The following is a 20,403-nucleotide window of genomic DNA, read 5'->3' on the forward strand; positions in this document are numbered from 1 at the left end:
CTTTAGAAGTCCGAGGAGACCCGCAGACCAAACGTTCGCGGTTCGGCCCAAATCCCGCGTTGCGCAGTCCCGGTGCTGTTGAGAACCTGACGCCGATAGCGCTCGTCAGACAGATTGCGCGCCCAAAGACCCACAGTCCAGTTGTTCTTCTTTAGGTTTATGGAAGCGTCCAGTAATCCGAGGCCGTCTTCACTCGACTCCGGGTCAACCGTGTTATTGTCCGCCTCAAAGAAGATTTTACTCCGATAGGAATAACCTAAACGACTGGTGAGTTCACCGAGGCTGGTTTTGGTCTCGAAATTGAGGCCAAGCGACAAGGTGTTCTTGGGCGCGCGTTGCAAACGGTTGCCGCTGAAGTCCAAGGTCGAGTTGAATACATAGTTTTTGTACTTGGCATCGAGATAGCCATAGCTGAAGTCGAGCGACCACTTGCTGTCGAAAACCGCGCGACCTTCTAGTTCAAGGCCTGGAATGCGGCTGCTCGCGGCATTGGCGATCAAGACTTGATTGACACCGCCACCGATCGGAATCAGTCGCAATTGCTGCAGGTCGCGATAGTCCATGCTGAAGATGGATGCATTTAGCCGCAGGCGACGATCAAACAAGGTGGTGCGCATCCCGGCCTCATAGGAGTCAACCGATTCCGGATTGGCAACTTGTTGGGCGGTGGCAGGGGCAATCGCGATGAATTGGAAGGCACCGGATTTGAATCCCGAAGTATAGGAGACATAGCCCATGACGTCGGCGCTGAACTTATAACTTAGCGAAGCCGATGGGTCGAAGGAGTCCCATTTGCGCGAGACGGGTGTGGTGAAGTTCGAGATGACAAACCCCGGTACCGTTGTGCGCGTGTCAAAGACAACGTCCTTTTGGTCCTCGCTGTAGCGTCCACCCAATGTTAGAGACAAACGTTCAGTGGGCTCCCACTGAATCTGCCCAAATAAGGCCGATGATTTGGATTCAAGATTGAGCCCGAAATCCCAGCGCAACGGTGCCGGACTTACAAAGAAGGACAGAAGTGAAGCCGGGCCAAAATTGATGGTCTCAGTCCGGTTTACGTCCTCAGAAGAATAAAAGGCCCCGACAAGCACCTTGAGCTTTTCAGTCTCGTAATTCAGTCGAACTTCTTGCGAGAATTGGCTTCCATCTTCGTTGGCCAGATAAACTTGGAACGGCAGTGTCGTGCCGTCGAGATCGTCGACCTCCTCGATCTTAAGCTTGCGTGCAGCGGTGATCGACGTCAGTTCAAACGCACCGAACGGAATATTGAGTTGTGCAGAACCGCCAGAGGTCTTCTTATTAATGCCCTGACCCAAAGCGTCCGACGATAGCTTGTAGGGATCTTGTGGTTCCGCTGGGGTCACAAAGCCTGGAGTCAAAGGTCCGGGACTATCGGCTGGTACACCTAGTTGGTTTGGAACAAACACAAGCGGCGGACCATCAATATCGGAATAGTCGGCAGACAGGCGCAGCGTCGCTTCACCCAAGTCGAATATAAGCTTGCCGCGACTGGACCAACCATCTTCGCTTCCGCCGCGAATGTTGGCGACAGCGACGGGTTGGTAGCCTTCACGATAGCGTCGCGTCACGGATAGCGATCCTCGAACGGCGTCACCTGCGATGGGGCCGCTCAGCGAAGCCCCTACAGAATAAAGTGAATCCCCACTGATGGCGCTAGTCCCAAGCTCCCCTGAAAGGTGACCTTTGAAGACTGAAGTCGGATCGCGAGACACGACAGAAATCGCGCCGCCGATGGTATTGCGACCGTAGAGGGAGCCTTGTGGTCCACGAAGCAATTCCACGCGTGCGACATCCATCAAGTCCATGTCGAGCGCCCCAAAGCGACCGAGGTAGACGCCATCTACAAAGACGCCAACGGAAGGATCGCTGCCTGCATCATAGCTGCGCGTGCCAATGCCCCGAATGTAGATCAGCGGCTTGGAGCGATCTGCGGCTTCGAAATAAACATTGCTGCTGAGACGAGAGATGTCATTGAGCTCGGTATAGCCAGCATCTTCCAAGTCTTTTCCCGAGACTGCGGAGATCGACATTGGCACGTCCTGCAGCGATTCAGACTGTTTGCGCGCAGTGACAACGATGACTTCGACGCCAGCCTGATCAGGTTGGACTGCCGGAGAGCTTGCAGAAGTCTGCGCCCAAGCGGGGTGCGCTGCGAACAATGCCGTGACTGCACATGACATCAACAAGCCGGATAAACGACGCGAATTTGCGGTTTCAGACCTCAACATCCTATCCTCCCATATTCCGCGACTTGAACGTCATTTTTAGATGCGGTACGATATTAGGTACATTAGTACCGATAAGAGGTCAAGCGATGCCGAGTCCAGAAATGAATGCCTACACCACTGAAGCGAGACAGACGCGCCGCGCCTTGCTCAATAGTGACTATAATCCAGTTGAAATGCGCCAGATGCTGGCCTCTTTCGAAACTCTGGGGCCCGAAGGTATCCCTAAAAAGTTAGGGGGGGCTGAGCTCGAGTTGCGGCGTTTGGACGGGGCAGCCCTCTTGGTCTATGTTCCCGGTGGCGGCTTTTGCTTTCCAGGCGGCGATGCGCATCGCGTGCTCCTGGATCGCATTTCGACGCTAGCCAGCACGCGCGGTGCGCTCCTGCAGCATCGCTTGGCACCTGAAAATCCGTTCCCGGCAGCCCATGACGATGTTTTGGGTGCCCTTCGAACGATCCTCTCTGAGGAGATAGGTCCAGTCTTTGTCATGTGCGATTCATCCGCAGGCGCTTTGGTTCTGTGCGCTTGCGCTCAGCTGAAACGCGAGGGGCATCGCCTGCCGGACAAGCTCGTGTGCCTGTCTGCTTTGACCGACCTTGCCATGACTGGCCATTCTTATGTCGCCAATGCAGAAGCCGATCCTATGTTTGGACCCCAGGCTGTGATCCACAAGGTCTACCATTATCTACAGGGTGCCAACCCCGCTCAGCCAGCTGCTTCGCCTTACTGGGATGAACCGGTCGCGCTTCCCGACAGCCTCTTTATCGTTGGCAGTACAGAAGTCATGCGCGACGATACTGTGCGCTACGCTGGCAAGGCGGAAAGTGCTGGCACGAATGTGACGGTCAGAGTTTATGAAGCAGCAGCCCATGTCTTCCCATTGCTACCTGGAATTCCTGAAGCCGAAGAAGCGATTGACCAAATCGCAGCCTTCCTGACAGGCTCGTGACAGAGGTCACTCGTCTGACTTCAAAAACAGCCCTGTCGTGAGGATTTTGTATAATTCGTCGAACGCTTGACTGAACCCGACACCGGTTCTTTCAAGCGTCGATGGTTCATTGATCCGGTTAACTGCTGCGAGAAAGAGCTCAGCGACTAATGCAGAATGGAAGGGCTTGAAACACCCTCGACGAATACCGTCCTCAACGATCTCCATAAGCACTTTGGTCCGCTGGGCTTGGTGTGCTTCAAGCAGGGCAAGAGCCGGGCGATAACTTTGCAAATCGGCAAGGAATTGGCGACTTGCAGGCCTAGACTCAATCACGCCGGGCTCAAGATAAGCAAGTACGCGCTTTGTCGGGTCGTCATGCTGGAGAACGCCTTGCCACCCTAAATGGCGGATGCGCTCTAGCCAAGATTCGATCACCAGAATGAAGAGTTCCTGCTTGCTGGGTGCAATCTCGTAAAGGGTTCGCTTTGAACACTTCAAGCGTGCCGCAATGTCATCAACAGTGATGGTTCGGAAGCCATTGGCGAAGAAGAGTGCCTCTAACTCACCGAGCAGCTCTTTCTGGCGGTCAGACCCCGGCGTGAGACGTTGCGTGTTTTTCGGAACCATTTCGAATTTTGCCACCAGAGGAGTATCGCTCCGAGATACCAGTTTGACCGCGTGCTGCCAACCGCCAAGGTCAAACTTTACAGGTACGCTCGTACCTATTATAGTACCGTCTTTCAAATTGAAGAGTGAGCCCATGGGCGACGTCTTGAAGGCACCCACATCAGCCCAGCTGCTACTTGCAGCCCTAAAGCGCCATGCCGAACGGGTAGCAATTACGTTCGGCGACCAGAGTTGGACTTATAGTCAGATCGACGAATTGTCGGATCGGCTTGCGGCTTTTCTCTTTGCGCGCGGGGTTCGGCCCGGTGTTGCGGTGGCCGTTCATCTACCCAACAGCCACGAATATGTTGTCGCCGAGTTTGCTATCCTGAAGCTTGCAGCCGTCCGCGTGCCATTGAACGAGCTGATGGGGGTGCCCGAACTAGGCTATTGCTTAGATCATAGTGAAGCAAAAGTGCTGATTACGCATGCAGATCTTCCCCGTGCCGGCGGTTTGAAAGACCAGCCATTCATAATCCTTGTCGGCTCAAAGACAGAGCCGTCCTTGGAAAGCGGGGAGGTGCACTGGAACAAGGCCCTGGCTGCTTTCAATATGTTCAAGCCGCTCATTGCCGCACCAGAGGATACAGCAATCATCGCTTATACTGGGGGAACTACAGGGCTCCCCAAAGGGGTACGACATTCCTATATCCGCATGGCGTGGAATTTGTTCTCCCATATTTCTTGCCTTGAAATCCGCAGCGAAGAAGTAATGCTGTTGACGACGCCACTGCCTCATTCCTCGGGCTACCATATGGCAGCAGCATTCCTTCAGGGTGCTCATGTGATGATTGAGGGTCGATTTGATCCAAACCGCTTTTTTGACCTGTGTCGCGATTCCGGCGTGACTTGGACCATGATGGTGCCGACGATGCTCTACCGCCTACTCGACCATCCAAAAGCCGGCACTAAAGATCATCGCTCCTTGGCAACCATCGTCTACGGCGCGGCCCCAATGAATCGGGAGAGACTGGAAGAAGGCCTCTTAAAGTTCGGCAAGGTGTTCCTTCAGATTTATGGCCAGACTGAATGCCCAAATCTGATCACAACCCTCAGCAAGGCTGATCATATGAACCCGCGCTTGCTGACTTCTTGCGGCCGCGCTGTTCCCTTGGTTGAGCTCCGTCTTCGCCCCGATGAATCCGGCGCTGGTGAAGTCGAGGTCAGCTCACCCTATCTGCTGACCGAGTATTATCGCGACCCTGTAGCCACCCAGCAGGCCCTGCAGGAGGGCTGGCTCCGTACCGGAGATCTGGCTCGGATCGAGGATGGCTATTTGTTTCTCGTGGACCGGGCCAAAGATATGATCATTAGCGGCGGGATGAATGTCTATTCGACAGAGGTTGAGGGCGTTCTGCTTCAGCATCCTTGCGTCATAGAGGCAGCAGTCGTTGGTATCCCCCATTCTGATTGGGGTGAAGCGGTTACCGCCGTTGTGATCGCCCGAACGAGCTGTGATGGCGAAGAAATCCGCCAATTCGCAAAGGCGCGTCTTTCGGCCTACAAAGTGCCCAAAAGCGTCCACTTCATCGAGGAAATGCCGCTTACCCAATATGGCAAAATCGACAAAAAGCGCGTTCGCGCAATGATGGTTGAACGGCGGCCCTTCATGTAGCCATTAGATCGGGGTCGGCACGATAGGTCTCCTTTGCGCCAAAATTGGCCTATGCGTTGGAGTGCCGTGTAAACGCAAAGCAGACATTCGCTCCCATCAAGTTTGTCTATCGAGCAGCAGTGTTTATGTCAGCTGCCAAAGCCGTTGCCCCCTCAAGGAGGGCGACAAGTTTTGGCTTCTCCGCATTGCTCGACCAGGCAGCGTCTGCCTCGCCCCAAGACATCGCCCATCGCGGATCAAGCGGTACACTGACATTGACGACAGAGCGCGGCTCCACTTGCACACGCGCAAATCCACATAAGCGGATAGACCCAAAATCGGCATTCAAGTCGCGCCAATCCGCATAAATCTGGACACAGGCATTGCCTGCCTTGTCTGACTGATTACGCACAAGCACGGGAACGACAGGCCGTCCTTCGAAGTCAGTCGTTACCCCGTCGACTGCATGGATAACTAAGCTTGCATAGCCAAGGCCATGCCCAAAACCAAACAGGGGCTTGGGTCCATGGGCGTGATGGCCCGGATATCCCATAAGCAGACCTTCGCTATAATCCATCTCAAGGCTGGAGGTGTCATAGTGCCGATATCCCGGTGAATCGTTCAATTGAGCTGGCCAACTAAACGGCAGGCGGCCGCCGGGTTCGGCGTCACCAAGAAGAACATCAGCAATCGCGTTGCCCATCTCTTGCCCCCCAAACCATGGCACGATCACGGCCTGCGCCTGATCGAGCCACGGCATTAGGACGGGTGCACCAATATTCAGTACAACTACCGTGCTAGGATTGGCGGCAATGATTTCAGCAGCTAGGCGATCCTGCTCGCCGGGCAATCGCATCGATGTGCGATCATGCCCTTCGGTCTCCCAGTCTGGATTGGCTCCAAGCACGAGGACCACCGCATCACAAGCTTTGGCAAGGTCGACCGCCTGACCCAGCATGTCGTCGGTCTGTGGTGGCAACACACCGAAGCGAAACCCTTTGAGCAGGCTTCCAGCCTTTGGATCGAAGCGCAATTCAAGTTTTACAGGCTGCCCCACTTCCAACTGGCACGCCGCGGTTTGCTCCCGGCTGCCAAATCCGAAGAACCCTTCACCACGAGACCAGCCGGTCCGGTTGTCGATGATGCATACACCGTTAAGCCAGATGTCACACAGGCCAGCGCTATGGACGCCAAATGTGTGCAGGCCGCTATCGACTGGGGTGAAGGTTCCGCTTAACCGCACACTCCCTGCACGCGCGGGATCATTGGCATTGGCAAGGAACCCAAGGTCCATCCAACGCGCGAGCTTCTGAACAGACTGGCGGACTGGGCTGCCCTGACAATCGGGCTGACCAAAAAACTCCAAAAGGAACCCGTCGCTTGCGCCATCAGGTGTTCGAACGGATCCAACCCTGAAGTCAGGCATATAGCGATGGATGTTGCACCCGGGGGCGTAGGACACTTCCGCTTTGCCATTCAGGTGCGTTTGTAGTGCGGCTAAGGGATGCACGGCATAGTGCGCATTAACGAAGGAACTGCCACCGCCCATAATTTCACCATAGGCTGCATTGGGGCCGATTACAGCAATGGTTTTCAGTCTGTCGGGGTCAAGCGGAAGTAGCCCATCATTTTTCAACATGACAGTGCCCGCAATGGCAGCGCGCCTTGCAAGAGCCCGGTCTTCGGGCCGATCGATGCTTTGCTCTGTAACTTCGCCATGGCGCGATGGCGCGGTGCGCTGCGCCAACCGTGACAGCCGTTCGATCGCATCGTCTAGCGGCTGTTCAGGCAATTGATCGGCCACAATGGCTGCTGCCAGTTTGTCGTTGAAATTTCGCCCCGGACCAGGCATTTCAAGATCCAGCCCACCCAGATAATCACCGTCCCAAGACAGGGACCCACCCCAGTCGCTCACCACTACACCATCAAAGCCCCATTCCCCTTTGAGAATATCGCGCAAAAGCAGAGCGTTTGAATTGCTCTGGGTACCGTTGATGCGATTATAGGATGACATGATCATCCAGGCTCCGCCCTCCTTCACCGCCATCTCGAACGGGCGCAGATAGAGGGTCCTAAGGGTTGTTGTGTCGACGTTCGAACTCACCTTATGGCGTTCAAACTCTGTGTCGTTTGCAACAAAATGTTTGGGGCAGGCCGCGACGCCTTGAGACTGGACGCCCTGCACAAACCCAACCGCTAGACACCCGGTCAGCCACGGGTCTTCCGAGTAGCATTCAAAATTGCGGCCTCCAATTGGAGTTCTTTGCAAATTGATCGTCGGCCCAAGCAGGACCTGACACGCTTTAGACGTGGCTTCACGTCCGAGCGCTGCACCGATCTCGCGCAAGAGGCTCACATCAAAACTGGCCCCAAGTGCCACGCCGACCGGGAAACAAGCCGCGGTGGCTCCGCTTGTCAGATCACCGCGCGCACCATTAGGTCCGTCAGTCAGCTTAAGGGCAGGAATTGACAGGATGGTGCTTGCCTTGGTGCGCCAAAAATCCCGCCCTGAGAGTAATCTGACCTTTTCTCGAATGGCGTCGGGCCGGTCGAGATGTTCAATACTATGGGGTGTCATGTCCATACTTTCCGATGGCCTGGCCATCAATCAACTGCCCGCTCATTCAACCTTAGTCAGCGCGCACTTGCCAGTCTTGTCATCATGATCAGGCCAGCTGCAGCCCAAGCTTGCGGCGCACATGCATGGGTATAGGCAATGGGTGGTCTGTTGGGCGTTCGAGCAAAGCCGGCCACTAGTTCTGGCAGCGAATTACCAGGCATGTTTAGGGCGAGTGACACGAGGCCTTCGGCGACGAGCTGGACCTCGCCGTTAAACCCATATCGCGCAAGCCCAGCCCCAAAAAGGGCTGTATCATGCGGCCATACACTACCGTTATGATAAGACACCGGATTGTAGCGCTTTTCGCCACTCCCAAGTGTGCGCAAGCCCCAGCCTGTCCAGCATTCGGGCTGAAACAGGGAGGCGACTAGGGTGGGTGCAATGTCATCTGGGACAATGCCACACCATAAGAGATGGCCCGGATCGGACGAGTGCACACGCAAAGGCCGATCCCCAGCATCGAGTGCCATCGCATAGGTATTCAGTTCTGGTAGCCAAAAGAGTGCATGGAAATTGTCTCGAAGGCGCGCGGCTCGCTCTTTGCAGACGTTTGCGTTCTCGCTGTCCCCCGCCAAGGCAAACAGGTCTGACGCGGCGATAAACGCCGCATAAGCATATCCTTGAACCTCGGCCACAGCCAATGGCGCAGAGGCCGGTGAGCCATCTGCGTGGTTCATGGAATCGTGCGAGTCTTTCCACGATTGCACGGTTAGCCCGGAGCCCGAAGGTTTGAACCTGATCAGGCCTTCTGACGTCTGGCAGTTGACGAGCCAGGCTAAAGCGTTCGACCAATTGCTGTGAAGTTCGACAGCAAGTCCAGCGTCGCCTGTTTCGCGGACATAGTGCCCGAGCGCCATGATGAACAAAGCGGTCGAATCAACAGATCCATAATAGCGCCCGAACGGCACAGCACCCGTCCGGCTTAACTCGCCCCGCCTGATCTCGTGCAATATTTTGCCTGGTTCTTCCTCGCGAAACGGGTCGATCCGTGTTCCCTGATGGTGGGCGAGGAACCTTAGGATGGATTGGCTGATATCGGCGTTTTGCGGTCCCAACATCATGGAAGTGATGAGCGCGTCACGACCGAAGAAATTGACGAAGTTTGGTAAGCCAGCGGCTGGATATGGGCCAAATCGAGTTGGCAGAAGCAGCATCCTCAAGTCCACGACGGCTTGGTCATAAGCTTTTTGCCAGTCCGGGCTTTGAAGATCGAGTGCATTGCGGGCGAGAAAGTCGGCCTTGTCAGGCAAAGCGGCACGGCTTGGTGTGTCTTCAATTGGTAAGCCGCTATACTGAATTTGCGCCCGCACATGGATTTCGCGACTCTCGCCCGGCGCAATCTTTAGGGTCCATGCTTTTTCTTGCAAAGGCGGCTGCAAGGCAATTTCCAAGGTCGAAACCACGCCATCAGATGCTTGCCTCGTAAAGGTTCGGGTTGATGGCGTTTGCACGTCCACAATCGGGGTGGCGGCGTCCAGGGCCTTCTGCGCCCAGATCATGAACACATCTCGGAAATCAGCTTCCAGATCAAGCCGGATCGTGAGTGTCTGGTCGTCCAAGCTCGTATTGGTAATGAGTAACTGGTCTATCACTCCATCGCTTAACACCCGAAGCTGCCGTTCGATGCCTATAGTTTGAACCTTATGGTCATTCACATGGGTAAAATACTGGAAAAGCTCGTCGGCACTGCCTTTAGAAGCGAGGCGCGAAACGGTACCCAAGTCCCAGCGCCAGACTGATAACCAGCGCGTATCGCGCTGGAAAATGCCAGACCCAGTTCCGCCAATCTCACCTGTCTCCTGGGCGACAAGATAAGTGTCACCTTCCTTCAGTTTGATCATCAATCAGGGGCCCCACAAAACGTATGCATACATGTTGACATATATAAATCCCGTGTCATGTTCTGAGTCAAGGGCGCTAACTTACCTGCAAGTGATGAAAGCTCGCATGAGCAAGGATGAGTGCCATGATTACACTGGGGAAAGCCATGACAGTTTCAAAGAAGTCCGCTTTGCGGCGCAAATGCTCACATGTATCCTTGCTGGTCGCGGCGGCTTTGTCGGGCGGTGCCTTGTTCGTAAGTCCAGCATTGGCGCAATCCTCAAGCGGTCAGAATTCTGCTGCAGAAGAAGCCGAAGAAGTCATCATCGTAACGGCGACCAAGCGCGGGCAAACTGTTTTGCAGGCCCCTCTGTCAGTTTCGGTGGTGACATCACAGACAATCGAAGACAGCGGTGCCACCAACACGTCAGAACTTGCGACTTTGATTCCGAGCTTGGTAGTTTCAAACAGCCAAGGCCCCGTTCAGTCGAATGTCGGTATACGCGGCGTGACAACGGCAGGCGGTAGCGCAGCCTTGGAGCCGAGCGTTGGAATTTATGTAGATGGGATCTTTACCGATCGCACTTCGATCGGCATCGGCGACTTCAATGATATTGCGGCGGTTGAAGTTCTTCGTGGCCCTCAATCCACCCAATTCGGCAATGCTTCTCCAGCAGGTATCGTCAATTATGTGACCAAGCGCCCTGAGGCAGACTTTGGCGGCGAGGTGCGCGCAACCTTGGGGGATTTCAACAAGCAACAATTTGCTGCCAGTGTCACCGGGACGATTATCCCGAATGAAATGCTCGGCCGTATCAGCTTCTATTCCAACAAGCGTGATGGCTTTTTGAAGAACTTGGCCGGCAAGGATATGAATGATCAAAACAGCTATGGCGTGCGCGGCAAGCTGTTGGTTGCGCCGGAAGGTCCTCTGCAGCTAACGATTTCGCTAGAATATTCCAAGACCGACATCAATTGCTGCCAGCCTGTTTGGGACAATGTTCCAGAAGCCCTTTATGCGCGCTTCGCGACTGGCTCTCAGCAATATCCGTTCAACGGGACAGGGGCACCGCTTCCCCGCAATCAAGTTAAGGGTCAAGTGATCGCGGTAGATGGTGCCAGCACGTTCGAACAGGATCTCGTAGCGGGTAGTTTTGATTTCAGATGGAAGTTTGGCGACGGGTTTGAACTGGCCTCAATCACGGCCGGCAGACAGGCCAATCAGACGTCTGCCTCTGATGTCGATTTCTCCTCACTTAATCTGATCAACTTCCCAGCCGTTGGTCGCACAAATAGACATATCAGCCAAGAATTCCGCCTGACATCGCCGAAAGATAAGGCGCTGACTTATCTTTTAGGTGCTTACTTCTTCCAGAAGAATGTCGAGGAGACCAGCGCGTCGGTTATCAATCCACAACTGGCTGCTATCGGTGGCGGCGGCATCTTCGCGCAATTCTCGCCAAGCGCAAATTCGATCAAAAACCGAAATGCTGCCTTGTTTGGCGAAGCAACTTGGGAGGTTTCCGAGAAGCTCAGCTTCACTGGCGGGCTGCGCTACAATTACGACGACAAGAAGATTAGTGCGTTTGCTGAACGGCTACGCCAAAACGGAACACCCTTGTCGCCCCGTCAAACAATTCCCGATAACAAGACCCAGCGCGATGGCGGTGAGTGGACAGGCAAACTTGTCGCTCAATATGATTGGTCTAACAATTGGAACACTTACGCCTCCTATACACGTGGCTATAAGGCGTTTGGGATCAATGATGACGCCAACTTGCTGCGCAATATCCCTGGGGCTGACTACTTCTTCGATTCCGAAAAAGTCGACAATTTCGAACTGGGGACAAAGGGATACATCGAGCCCATTCGCACGAGTTTAAGCCTTGTCCTATTCAACATGGACTATTCAAACTTTCAATCGCTGGCGTCTTTTGTCGATACCAACAACCAACTTCGCTTTTTCCTGCAAAATGCCGCGAGCGTTGTGTCAAAGGGTGCGGAACTCGACTTTGTCTCGCGCCCAACAAAGCACCTGACCTTCTCCGGTGGGGTAACCTTCTTGGACGCCACTTTTGACTCTTACCCTAATGCGCAAGGGCCGTCGGGAAAGATCGACTTGTCGGGCAAGCCCCTGTCCGATGCTCCGCAATGGTCCGCCAGTTTGGTCGCGCGCTATGAGCGGCCAATTGGCGAAAATCTAAAGTTCTATACCCAAGCCGACATGTTCTATCGGTCAGATGTCTATACCGAACTCACCTATAACCTGCTGCAAGTCCAAAAGGCGCATACCAAGTACAATGCCCGCATTGGTATTGGTCAAACGGGCAATGGCTGGGCGTTGGAGGCTTGGGGCCGCAACCTGACCAATGAGATTACCTTTGGTCGCGCAACTTCAGCGGCGATCCTAGGCCAATTGACTTCCGTGCTCCCGTTTGTGGGTGTTGCATCCTACCCAACTGGAACTTCCACCCTTAAATTCACCAGTGAACCCCGCACCTATGGTGCAACCCTGATCTACCGCTTCTAAACGTGACCTCCCCGCGTGACTTTCCCCGCCGCAAACTGAACGATACACCATGGGGTATCGGCATTGTTGGCGGCGGGGATATTTCTGGGCGTTATGCTAGTTGCATTAAGGCAAGTCCGCGATTGGTCTTACGCGGACTGAGTGCAAAAGATGAGGATACGCGCGCACTCGTTGTAGATCCGATTATCGACATTGTTGTGAATCTCACGCCCCCTCTGGCGCACGAGGCAGTATCGCGGCTGGCGCTTCAGGCGGGCAAGCATGTCTATTCTGAAAAGCCTTTGGCCCGTGATCTCACCCAAGCACGATCTCTCATGAAACTTGCAGCGGAGCGCGGCCTTGTGCTTGCGTGCGCGCCAGCTACCTTTCTGGGTAACGCTCAACAAAGTGTAAGGCAGCTTCTCGATGCCGAAGCTTTGGGGACAATTATCGGAGCGCGTGGAATCTTGATGTATCCCGGCCCGGACAAATGGCACCACAATCCGGCCCCCTTATTTGGGCCGGCGGCGGGTCCATTATTTGATATGGGTATCTATCATTTAGCCGCTCTGGCTGCCTTATTTGGCCCGATCGAGTCTGTGACGGCATTCGCGAGTCAAAGTGCCAATAGCCGAATCGTAGCCAAAGGACCGAAAGCTGGTGAACGTTTTAGCGTTAGCGTACCAACGCATGTCTGCACGCTGTTGAAATTCGTAAATGGCCAGATCGCAGACCTTGTTTTCAGCTTTGATGGGGTTGGCAGTGCGGCCCCTGCCTTAGAGATTTATGGTACAAAGGGGAGTTTGTGTTTGCCGCCCCCTAGCCAGTTTGATGGCACCATCAAGCAGGCCCTAAGCTATGATGCGTGGTCTGAGCTTGTACCCTTACGCGACGAGTGGGACGATAGTCTCTGGATCGCTGGGATTTATGCGCTTGTCGATCATCTGGAGGGCTTTGACACGCCGTGGCCCGATGCAGAATTCGCGTTGCATTGCCTTGAAGCCATGGTGAAGATTGAGGCCAGCACCAATCTGGGTGAAACCTTGCATCTCGAAACATCCTGTCAGCGACCACAACCCCTGACGCAAGAGACCATCCGCCGATGGAAACATCCTGATCAGAGGGCCGCATGAAACAAGATTGGCTAGACAAGGAAACAGGGATTTCGATCCTTTATGCGCTGCCATTTCTGGCCCATGCGATGGCGCTTACCCCCCTGATAACATTCATTCCAGGTTTCTATTCAGGGGAGCATGGGCTGCCTTTGCAATTGGTTGGTGCCATCATCTTTGCTGCGCGCCTATTCGACATTGTCGTCGAACCGACCGTGGGGATCCTCTCCGACCGTACACGTGGCCCTTTAGGCAGACGCAAGTCATGGATATTGGCAGGCCTTCCAATCCTGATGCTGGGCTGCTGGATGGTCTTTGCGCCGCCGGTGAAGGTGGATGCTCTTTATGCGGGCTTTTGGATAACAATCACCTTCGCCGCCTTCAATGTTTTGGATACGCCCTACAAAGCTTGGGGGGCAGAACTATCGCGGACCTATATGGGCCGGGCACGGGTTGCGGGATGGCGGGAAGGCTTTGGCAGTCTGTCGGGATTGCTGGCGCTGATCCTGATTTTCATCATGCAACAATCGGGATCTGAAGGCCTGTCAGACACGATGTTTGCGATGGCTGTCGCCTTTGTCATTGGGATGCCGATCCTGTTTGCAATCACGCTGACCTTGGTGCCAGAACCCCCGATCGAAGACCTTCATATCCAGCCGCCAACACTGAAGGAAAGCTTCAAGGTGATTGGCGAGAACAAGCCCTTCATGATGATTTTGGGCGGATTAGGCGTTTTGATGGCGGGCGGCATTATTGGCGCAACTCTGCACATCATCGTGATGGAGAAGTACTTCGATGCGCGAAAATTATTCCCAATCATTCTGGGCTCTGAAAGCATCGCTGGCATCCTCTCAATCCCGCTGTGGCTCTGGTTGGCTAAGCGCATTGGCAAGCATCGCGCCATGGCCATCGGCGTGATGTGGATGGCGGTTTGGAGCGCGCCAATCCCGTTATTGAAGCCTGATGACGACATGCTCTATGCGGCCTGCATCATCATCCGAGGCTTTGGTGGTGGTGCTTTGGCAGTCCTCATCGGCGCTATGATTGCGGATGTGGTTGACATTGATACGCTCAAGACCGGCCAAGCACGCAACGGGCTCTATTTTGCCATGGTCGGTATGCTGGGAAAAATCGGGATTGCGTTCGGTGCCCTAGTTGGCACGACCTTACCAACATTGTTCGGCTTTCAAACTGCCAATGCGGTGAATAGTCCAGAGGCGCTGTTCGCGCTCTTGGTGACCTATGCTTGGGTGCCCATGGTCATTATGGGTCTGGCGGCCCCATTCTTCTGGTTCTACCCGCTGACAGAGCAAGAACAAAAGCGTTTGCGCTTTGAGATTGAACGCAAGTTGCAAGCAAAGGCGGAGGCATAATCGCCATGCCCGTGACGCAATCGCCCTCGATTCTGGCCTTTGGTGCCCATCCAGACGATGTCGAGATCTATTGCCTTGGCCTATTGCTACGCTTGAAATCGTTGGGCTGGCGTATTGGCTGGGTCGTGGCGACAGCCGGACAGGCGGGCCTTTCGCCGGCCGGTGAACCCGATGAGCGCTTGGTTGAAATGAAGTTGGCAGGTGAGAGCGTTGGGGTAACTCCCGTATGTCTCTCGCTGATGGATGGAGAATTGACCGACGCGCCCGTGTCCCAAGCTGCTGTGCGGGCGGCGATTGCTTCATTTGCACCCGATCTCGTGATCACCCATCACCCGGACGACTACCATCCCGATCACCGAGCCTTGAGCCAACTCGTTCGACAGGCCTGCGGGCTTAAGTCAGGCTTGGTGTATGCAGATACGATGCTTGGTCTGGGTTGTTGTCCTGATTTTTCAATAGATATTAGCGACTTTGCCGTTGCCAAACATCAAGCCCTGCGCCTGCATGCCTCTCAAAAGCCCGACCTTTTTTTGGACAATCTTGTCGTCTGGGAAAAATTCCGCGCCATTCAAACGTTTCAAAAGGACGTCTCGCGGGCGGAAGCCTATTGCTTCCCCGATCCTTATCACAGGAGAAAGGTTCAACGACTGCTTGACGCGGTGATCATCCGATGACCAATTTTGAGCATGTCCCTATCCACATTCAAACCTCAGTTTTCGCTTTGATCAAAATCAAACTAAATGACTTAAAAGATAGACTTGGCGATCGGTTGATCGCTCTGGGTCCGCGCAAGGGAACACGACTTTATGCCCAATTCTAAATCAAACGAGTTGTCCGTGGTCCCCCGTATCGAGCCTGGCTTATCAAAGTCAGAGCAGACCCGCCGGACGCGCGCGCTGATTATCGAGACGGGTATTCGCTGCCTAGCGGCTTATGGGTTTACCCAAACCAGCATGCACCTCATCTCCAAAGAGGCCGGCATTTCGCGTGGGCCGATGAACTATCACTTCGCCGACAAAAATGACCTGATGGGGGCCATTGCGGAGGCCTTACCCTTGGGAGCTGGTCAAGATGTGCTCGCAAGGCTGCGCGCTGTCACGGGTGTTGAAGCAAGGCTTGCAGCGATTATTGATCTAGCAATCGAACAACATCGCGGTATGCATCATTTCGCAGCGATTGAGCTATTGGTCGCCGCACGCCAAGACCCTGCCTTAGCCCAAGCGATCGGCCCGCATTTCGAAGTGGCAGAAAATCAGCTCGATCAATGGTTCTGCGATTACATGGCCGAGCTAAACTGGGCTCGTGACACCTTGATTCCGTTTCGCACAGTGATGGTCGCAGCCCTGCGAGGCTTAGCATTGGATCATGTTTTGCAGGCGGATAGCGACGCCCATAAGGCTGCACTTTCAATGTTTAGGCGTATATTTCTGAGCCACATTACTCAGGCCGAGAACCAAGATGACTAAAAGGATCCTCGCCTATGGGGATTCTAATACCTGGGGCTTTTTGTCCCTTGATGATCGTGCTCCGCAGCTTGAACGATTGCCTTTTGAGGATCGTTGGACGGGCCAAGCGCAAGCGAAATTGGGGTGTGGCTTTGTCATTCTAGAGGATGCCCTGCCTGGTCGCGCACTTGATTTAGACCGACCGGATATGGCGGGGTCCAATTCCTTAGAGCCTGCCACTTGGAATGGCCTCAAGGAACTTCCTATTACCTTGATCCGCAATGTCCCCATTGATCTCGTGATCGTCGGACTTGGAACCAATGACATACTTCAGGATCCGGAGTTGGAGATCGACACTTATTTGGATCGAGTTAACTCCATGGTCAAACGGATCCGCTCCTTTCAATTGCCTCTACCTCTCAAAGGAATGCCGCAGTCACCGGCCATTCTCGTGATGGCACCGCCCGGCTTCGGTGGAGCTGTAGAATCGTCAGCAACGGAGCGAGCGGAAGCCAAGCGCGTGAAGCTTCTGCCAGAACTGATCAAACATGCTAGTGACCAGTCCTATCATCTGGTCAATGCTGCTCAAGCAGTGCCAACCCTTGCTGGAGATGGTGTGCATTTGGATCGACAAGCGCACCAACGCCTTGGCCTACACATGGCTGGTGCTATTGAAGCAATCTACTCAACCACAGGAAATGCAGAATGAACCGCTTATTGAACGTATCAAGGCGAAAGAGCATGATTTTGTTGGGGGCTGCCCTTACCTCAACCACAGCCCAGGCAGCCAATGTTCAAAAGAAACGTGTCTTGGCGTTTGGGGCATCGAACACTTGGGGGTTTCAGCCTGTTGACCCCAAAGAACGGATTCTGCGTCGCCTGCCGTTTTCACAGCGTTGGACAGGCGTCGCACAACGCGCCCTAGGCCGGGGCTACGAGATAGTTGAAGATGCCCTGTCGGGCAGAACCGCTGGCATAGATCGCCAAAATGCTGCTGGTTCGCAGTTGCCTGGCTCTGCGTACAACGGCCTCACGGAACTGCCTGAGGCTTTGGCCCGAAATGTTCCTCTTGATCTGGTCGTGCTTCAACTTGGCACCAATGATCTGATGTCAGATTCGAGTTTATCGGCCGAGGCTTTGTGCCAAAGGCTCATTACCTTGTGCAGCGTCATCAACAAATTTACCCTTCCAATTCCGCTGGAGGGACAAGGTAAACCGATCAAAGCCATGCTGATGGCCCCAACCGCGATCGGCCCGATGCCCAACAACCCAAACTGGGAGCGCGCTGAGACCACACGAAAGCGAGCGCTTCCATTGCTGAAAGCTGCAGGCCTTGAACACGGCTTCTCCGTCTTTGATGGAGCGCAGGCTGTGCCCGCTCCCGGTCCTGATGGCCTCCACTTTGGACCAGATGGCCATCAGCGTCTGGGACTTATAGCGGCAGCGGCAATACGAGAAGCACTCCGATAGCGGCTTCTTTCAGAGCTCCACAATCAATAAGTGGAAATTTGCCAACTTAAACTTGGCTGACGGAAATAGAAGCGAATTCACGGCGCGCTCAACGTCCGCTTTCGCCCTCCACGCCCCCCAAACCAGACCATCCGCTTTCGGCCAAAAGTCGACGTCGCGTGACTTCTTGGAATGGCCAAATTGACTGCGCTTGGAAGCGCTTTGGTGATCGTTCCGGCTCACTAAAATGGGTCCAGATGGAGAGGCTCCAGCCTCGTCAGGCACGAGGGGCGTTGGCCAGCCCCTGCCCCTACAACATCGCCGGAATAACGCGGTCGGGTGGCTTATGACCATCAGCGAAGGTTTTGATATTGATGATGACTTTCTCGCCCATTTCGGTGCGGCTCTCCATCGTGGCAGAGCCCATGTGTGGGAGAAGCATGACGTTGGGGAGTTTTTTGAGCTTGGGATTGATCGCAGGCTCATGCTCAAACACGTCGAGGCCAGCACCCGCCAACAAGCCCTTGTCGAGCATGCGTGCAAGGGCGGCTTCGTCAATCACTTCGCCACGCGCGGTATTCACCAAATAGGCGCTGGGCTTCATCAATTGCAGGCGCCGCGCCGAGAGCAAGTGATAGGTTGCCGGCGTATGCGGGCAATTGACCGAAATAATGTCCATCCGCGACAACATTTGGTCGAGGCTTTCCCAATAGGTCGCCTCCAACTCTTGCTCAATCGCGGCCGAAACGCGGCGGCGATTGTGGTAATGGATTTGCAGGCCAAAGGCCTTGGCGCGGCGCGCCACAGCTTGGCCAATCCGGCCCATGCCGACAATGCCCAGACGCTTACCAGCAACCCGGCGGCCCAACATCCACGTGGGAGACCAGCCTTCAAAGCCATCAGCCTCAACCACGCGCACCCCTTCCATCAGGCGGCGCGGCACCGCGAGGATCAGGGCCATGGTGATGTCGGCAGTATCTTCGGTCAAAACGCCCGGCGTATTGGTCACGGTGATGCCGCGCTGAATCGCCGTCGCCACATCCATATTATCCACGCCAGCCCCGAATTGCGCGATCAGGCGCAAACGTTCGCCCGCGCGCGACAATACTTTACTGTCGATCTTATCGGTCACAGTCGGCACCAACACGTCGGCGCGGCTGACAGCATCGACCAATTGTTCATAGGTCATGGGCGTGTCGGTCGCGTTCAACTCGGTATCAAACAATTCTGCCATCCGTGTTTCCACAGGCTCTGGCAATTTGCGGGTGACGATGACTTTGAGTTTTGACTGGGGCATAGCCCTGTGTAGCAAGGCAAAGGGCAGACGCCAAGCGACATCGCAGTGATCGCTGAAATCTCGTGCTTACCGACAATTTTACCCCCTAAATTAAGACGCTGTTCACCTTCATCGGCCAGATGAAAGCCGGGTAGGCTTTGTCAGGGAACGCGATAAAGTCGTTGTTTGGGAACTCGTTGCGCACGATGGGTAAAGTAAAAGCCATCCTTGCCAGCCTTGCTTTGGCAACCACCAGCCTGTGCGCCGGCTATGCGTATGCCGGTGGCTTTCCCCCTTTCAACCGTTTGGCGGGGGAAACGCCGTCAGGGCAACCTGTCCCGCGCTTTGTTTCCTTGAAATTTTCCAACATCAATGGTCGCGCTGGCCCCGACAAGGATTATCCCGTCCGCTGGGTCTATAAGCGTAAGGGCCTGCCCGTCCGTGTCGTTGCCGAGACCGACGATTGGCGCCGCATTGAGGACCCAGATGGGGCTGTCAGTTGGGTGCACAAGCGCATGCTGGATGGACGGCGGACCGGAATTGCACGCCCTTCCCGGGATATGCGCGTCGCCATGCGCGCCGACGCCAGCAGCGATACCCGCGTTGTGGCCTATATTTCTGACGGCGTGATCGTTGAAATCACTGAGGAACGTCCCGGTTGGCGCCAAGTTAAGGCTGGGCGCTTCAAGGGTTGGGTGCCCGCGTCCGAGCTTTGGGGCGCTGACAATTCGCGTCACCCCTAGCGGATAGCGTGCTTGGCGAATGGCCTTGCGCCATGCTAACGCCCTTGTGAAACATTTTGTAACAGGACGGCATCCCTTTGACGCAGACCACCGATACGACCATCCCCGCGCGTGAATCTTCCTATAGCTATGAGCAGCTGATCGCGTGTGGCGAAGGCAAATTGTTTGGTCCTGCCAATGCACAATTGCCCTTACCCAATATGCTAATGATGGACCGAATCACCACCATCACCGAGGCAGGCGGGGCTTATGATAAGGGTCGGATCGAAGCCGAATTGGATGTCAATCCGGGCCTATGGTTCTTTGACTGCCACTTCAAGGGCGACCCCGTCATGCCCGGTTGCTTGGGCTTAGATGCCATGTGGCAATTGGTAGGCTTCTATTTGGGCTGGTCGGGTCTTCCCGGAAAAGGCCGTGCGCTTGGCGTTGGCGAAGTGAAATTCTCGGGCCAGATCACCAATGACGTGAAACTCGTGCGCTACGAAATCGATGTTAAGCGCGTGTTCAAATCGCGTTTGATTCTGGGCGTTGCCGACGGCCAAGTGCTGGCTGACGGCAAAGTTATCTATACTGCAAAAGACTTGCGCGTCGGACTGTTTCAGCCAGACGCCCTATAA

Annotated in this window: 16 protein-coding genes; 11 read left to right on the forward strand and 5 right to left on the reverse strand. The window is 54.7% G+C overall.

Annotation, left to right across the window (positions count from 1 at the left end):
* Window positions 1-2 precede the first annotated feature (2 nt).
* A complete protein-coding gene (locus tag ACOVRA_RS01810; protein ID WP_421718810.1) occupies window positions 3-2,249 on the reverse strand; it encodes a TonB-dependent receptor in 2,247 nt (748 codons plus the stop codon).
* A gap of 86 nt (window positions 2,250-2,335) precedes the next feature.
* Between ACOVRA_RS01810 and ACOVRA_RS01815 the strand changes: the two genes are divergently transcribed.
* Window positions 2,336-3,196 (forward strand): alpha/beta hydrolase fold domain-containing protein, encoded by an 861-nt coding sequence (locus tag ACOVRA_RS01815; RefSeq protein ID WP_421718811.1) that lies wholly within the window; start codon window positions 2,336-2,338, stop codon window positions 3,194-3,196.
* Window positions 3,197-3,202: 6 nt separating this feature from the next.
* Here ACOVRA_RS01815 and ACOVRA_RS01820 read toward each other — a convergent pair whose 3' ends face one another.
* Entirely contained in the window at window positions 3,203-3,922 is a 720-nt protein-coding gene (locus ACOVRA_RS01820; RefSeq protein WP_421718812.1) for a TetR/AcrR family transcriptional regulator, read from the reverse strand.
* Between the two features lie 16 nt (window positions 3,923-3,938).
* Here ACOVRA_RS01820 and ACOVRA_RS01825 point away from each other — a divergent pair, with 16 nt between their 5' ends.
* Window positions 3,939-5,459, forward strand: coding sequence for a class I adenylate-forming enzyme family protein (locus tag ACOVRA_RS01825; protein WP_421718813.1), 1,521 nt, complete (start codon window positions 3,939-3,941; stop codon window positions 5,457-5,459).
* Window positions 5,460-5,565: 106 nt separating this feature from the next.
* Here ACOVRA_RS01825 and ACOVRA_RS01830 read toward each other — a convergent pair whose 3' ends face one another.
* Complete coding sequence (locus tag ACOVRA_RS01830; protein ID WP_421718814.1) at window positions 5,566-8,016, reverse strand: glycoside hydrolase family 3 C-terminal domain-containing protein; 2,451 nt, start codon at window positions 8,014-8,016, stop codon at window positions 5,566-5,568.
* A gap of 56 nt (window positions 8,017-8,072) precedes the next feature.
* Window positions 8,073-9,899 (reverse strand): glycogen debranching N-terminal domain-containing protein, encoded by a 1,827-nt coding sequence (locus ACOVRA_RS01835; protein WP_421718815.1) that lies wholly within the window; start codon window positions 9,897-9,899, stop codon window positions 8,073-8,075.
* 146 nt (window positions 9,900-10,045) lie between these two features.
* On the opposite strand from ACOVRA_RS01835, the gene ACOVRA_RS01840 reads away from it, so the two are divergent.
* The 7 genes from ACOVRA_RS01840 to ACOVRA_RS01870 all read left to right on the forward strand — a co-directional run bounded on the left by ACOVRA_RS01840 (window position 10,046) and on the right by ACOVRA_RS01870 (window position 17,788).
* Window positions 10,046-12,409, forward strand: a complete 2,364-nt coding sequence (locus ACOVRA_RS01840; RefSeq protein ID WP_421718816.1) for a TonB-dependent receptor — start codon at window positions 10,046-10,048, stop codon at window positions 12,407-12,409.
* Between the two features lie 2 nt (window positions 12,410-12,411).
* Window positions 12,412-13,521 carry a Gfo/Idh/MocA family protein gene (locus ACOVRA_RS01845; protein WP_421718817.1) on the forward strand — a complete coding sequence of 370 codons (1,110 nt, stop codon included), beginning with the start codon at window positions 12,412-12,414 and terminating at the stop codon, window positions 13,519-13,521.
* Window positions 13,518-14,873 (forward strand): MFS transporter, encoded by a 1,356-nt coding sequence (locus ACOVRA_RS01850; protein WP_421718818.1) that lies wholly within the window; start codon window positions 13,518-13,520, stop codon window positions 14,871-14,873. Before ACOVRA_RS01845 ends, ACOVRA_RS01850 begins: the two co-directional genes overlap by 4 nt.
* A 5-nt stretch (window positions 14,874-14,878) precedes the next feature.
* Complete coding sequence (locus tag ACOVRA_RS01855; protein ID WP_421718819.1) at window positions 14,879-15,547, forward strand: PIG-L deacetylase family protein; 669 nt, start codon at window positions 14,879-14,881, stop codon at window positions 15,545-15,547.
* A gap of 132 nt (window positions 15,548-15,679) precedes the next feature.
* Window positions 15,680-16,339 carry a TetR/AcrR family transcriptional regulator gene (locus tag ACOVRA_RS01860; protein ID WP_421718820.1) on the forward strand — a complete coding sequence of 220 codons (660 nt, stop codon included), beginning with the start codon at window positions 15,680-15,682 and terminating at the stop codon, window positions 16,337-16,339.
* Window positions 16,332-17,027, forward strand: coding sequence for an SGNH/GDSL hydrolase family protein (locus ACOVRA_RS01865; RefSeq protein ID WP_421718821.1), 696 nt, complete (start codon window positions 16,332-16,334; stop codon window positions 17,025-17,027). Before ACOVRA_RS01860 ends, ACOVRA_RS01865 begins: the two co-directional genes overlap by 8 nt.
* A gap of 32 nt (window positions 17,028-17,059) precedes the next feature.
* Window positions 17,060-17,788, forward strand: a complete 729-nt coding sequence (locus tag ACOVRA_RS01870) for a GDSL-type esterase/lipase family protein (protein WP_421718822.1) — start codon at window positions 17,060-17,062, stop codon at window positions 17,786-17,788.
* A gap of 289 nt (window positions 17,789-18,077) precedes the next feature.
* Here the strand turns inward: ACOVRA_RS01870 and ACOVRA_RS01875 are convergent, their stop codons facing one another.
* Window positions 18,078-19,064: a 2-hydroxyacid dehydrogenase gene (locus ACOVRA_RS01875; protein ID WP_298228392.1), complete on the reverse strand. Its 987-nt coding sequence runs from the start codon at window positions 19,062-19,064 to the stop codon at window positions 18,078-18,080.
* Window positions 19,065-19,249: 185 nt separating this feature from the next.
* Between ACOVRA_RS01875 and ACOVRA_RS01880 the strand changes: the two genes are divergently transcribed.
* Both ACOVRA_RS01880 and fabA read left to right on the forward strand, forming a co-directional pair.
* The gene (locus ACOVRA_RS01880; protein WP_421718823.1) at window positions 19,250-19,786 is read left to right on the forward strand and encodes an SH3 domain-containing protein; all 537 of its coding nucleotides are present in this window, start codon (window positions 19,250-19,252) and stop codon (window positions 19,784-19,786) included.
* A gap of 101 nt (window positions 19,787-19,887) precedes the next feature.
* On the forward strand, window positions 19,888-20,403 hold the full coding sequence (gene fabA, locus ACOVRA_RS01885; protein ID WP_421718832.1) for a bifunctional 3-hydroxydecanoyl-ACP dehydratase/trans-2-decenoyl-ACP isomerase: 516 nt from the start codon (window positions 19,888-19,890) through the stop codon (window positions 20,401-20,403).

This window comes from Aquidulcibacter sp. (assembly GCF_049239865.1).
Classification (GTDB): Bacteria; Pseudomonadota; Alphaproteobacteria; order Caulobacterales; family Aquidulcibacteraceae; genus Aquidulcibacter.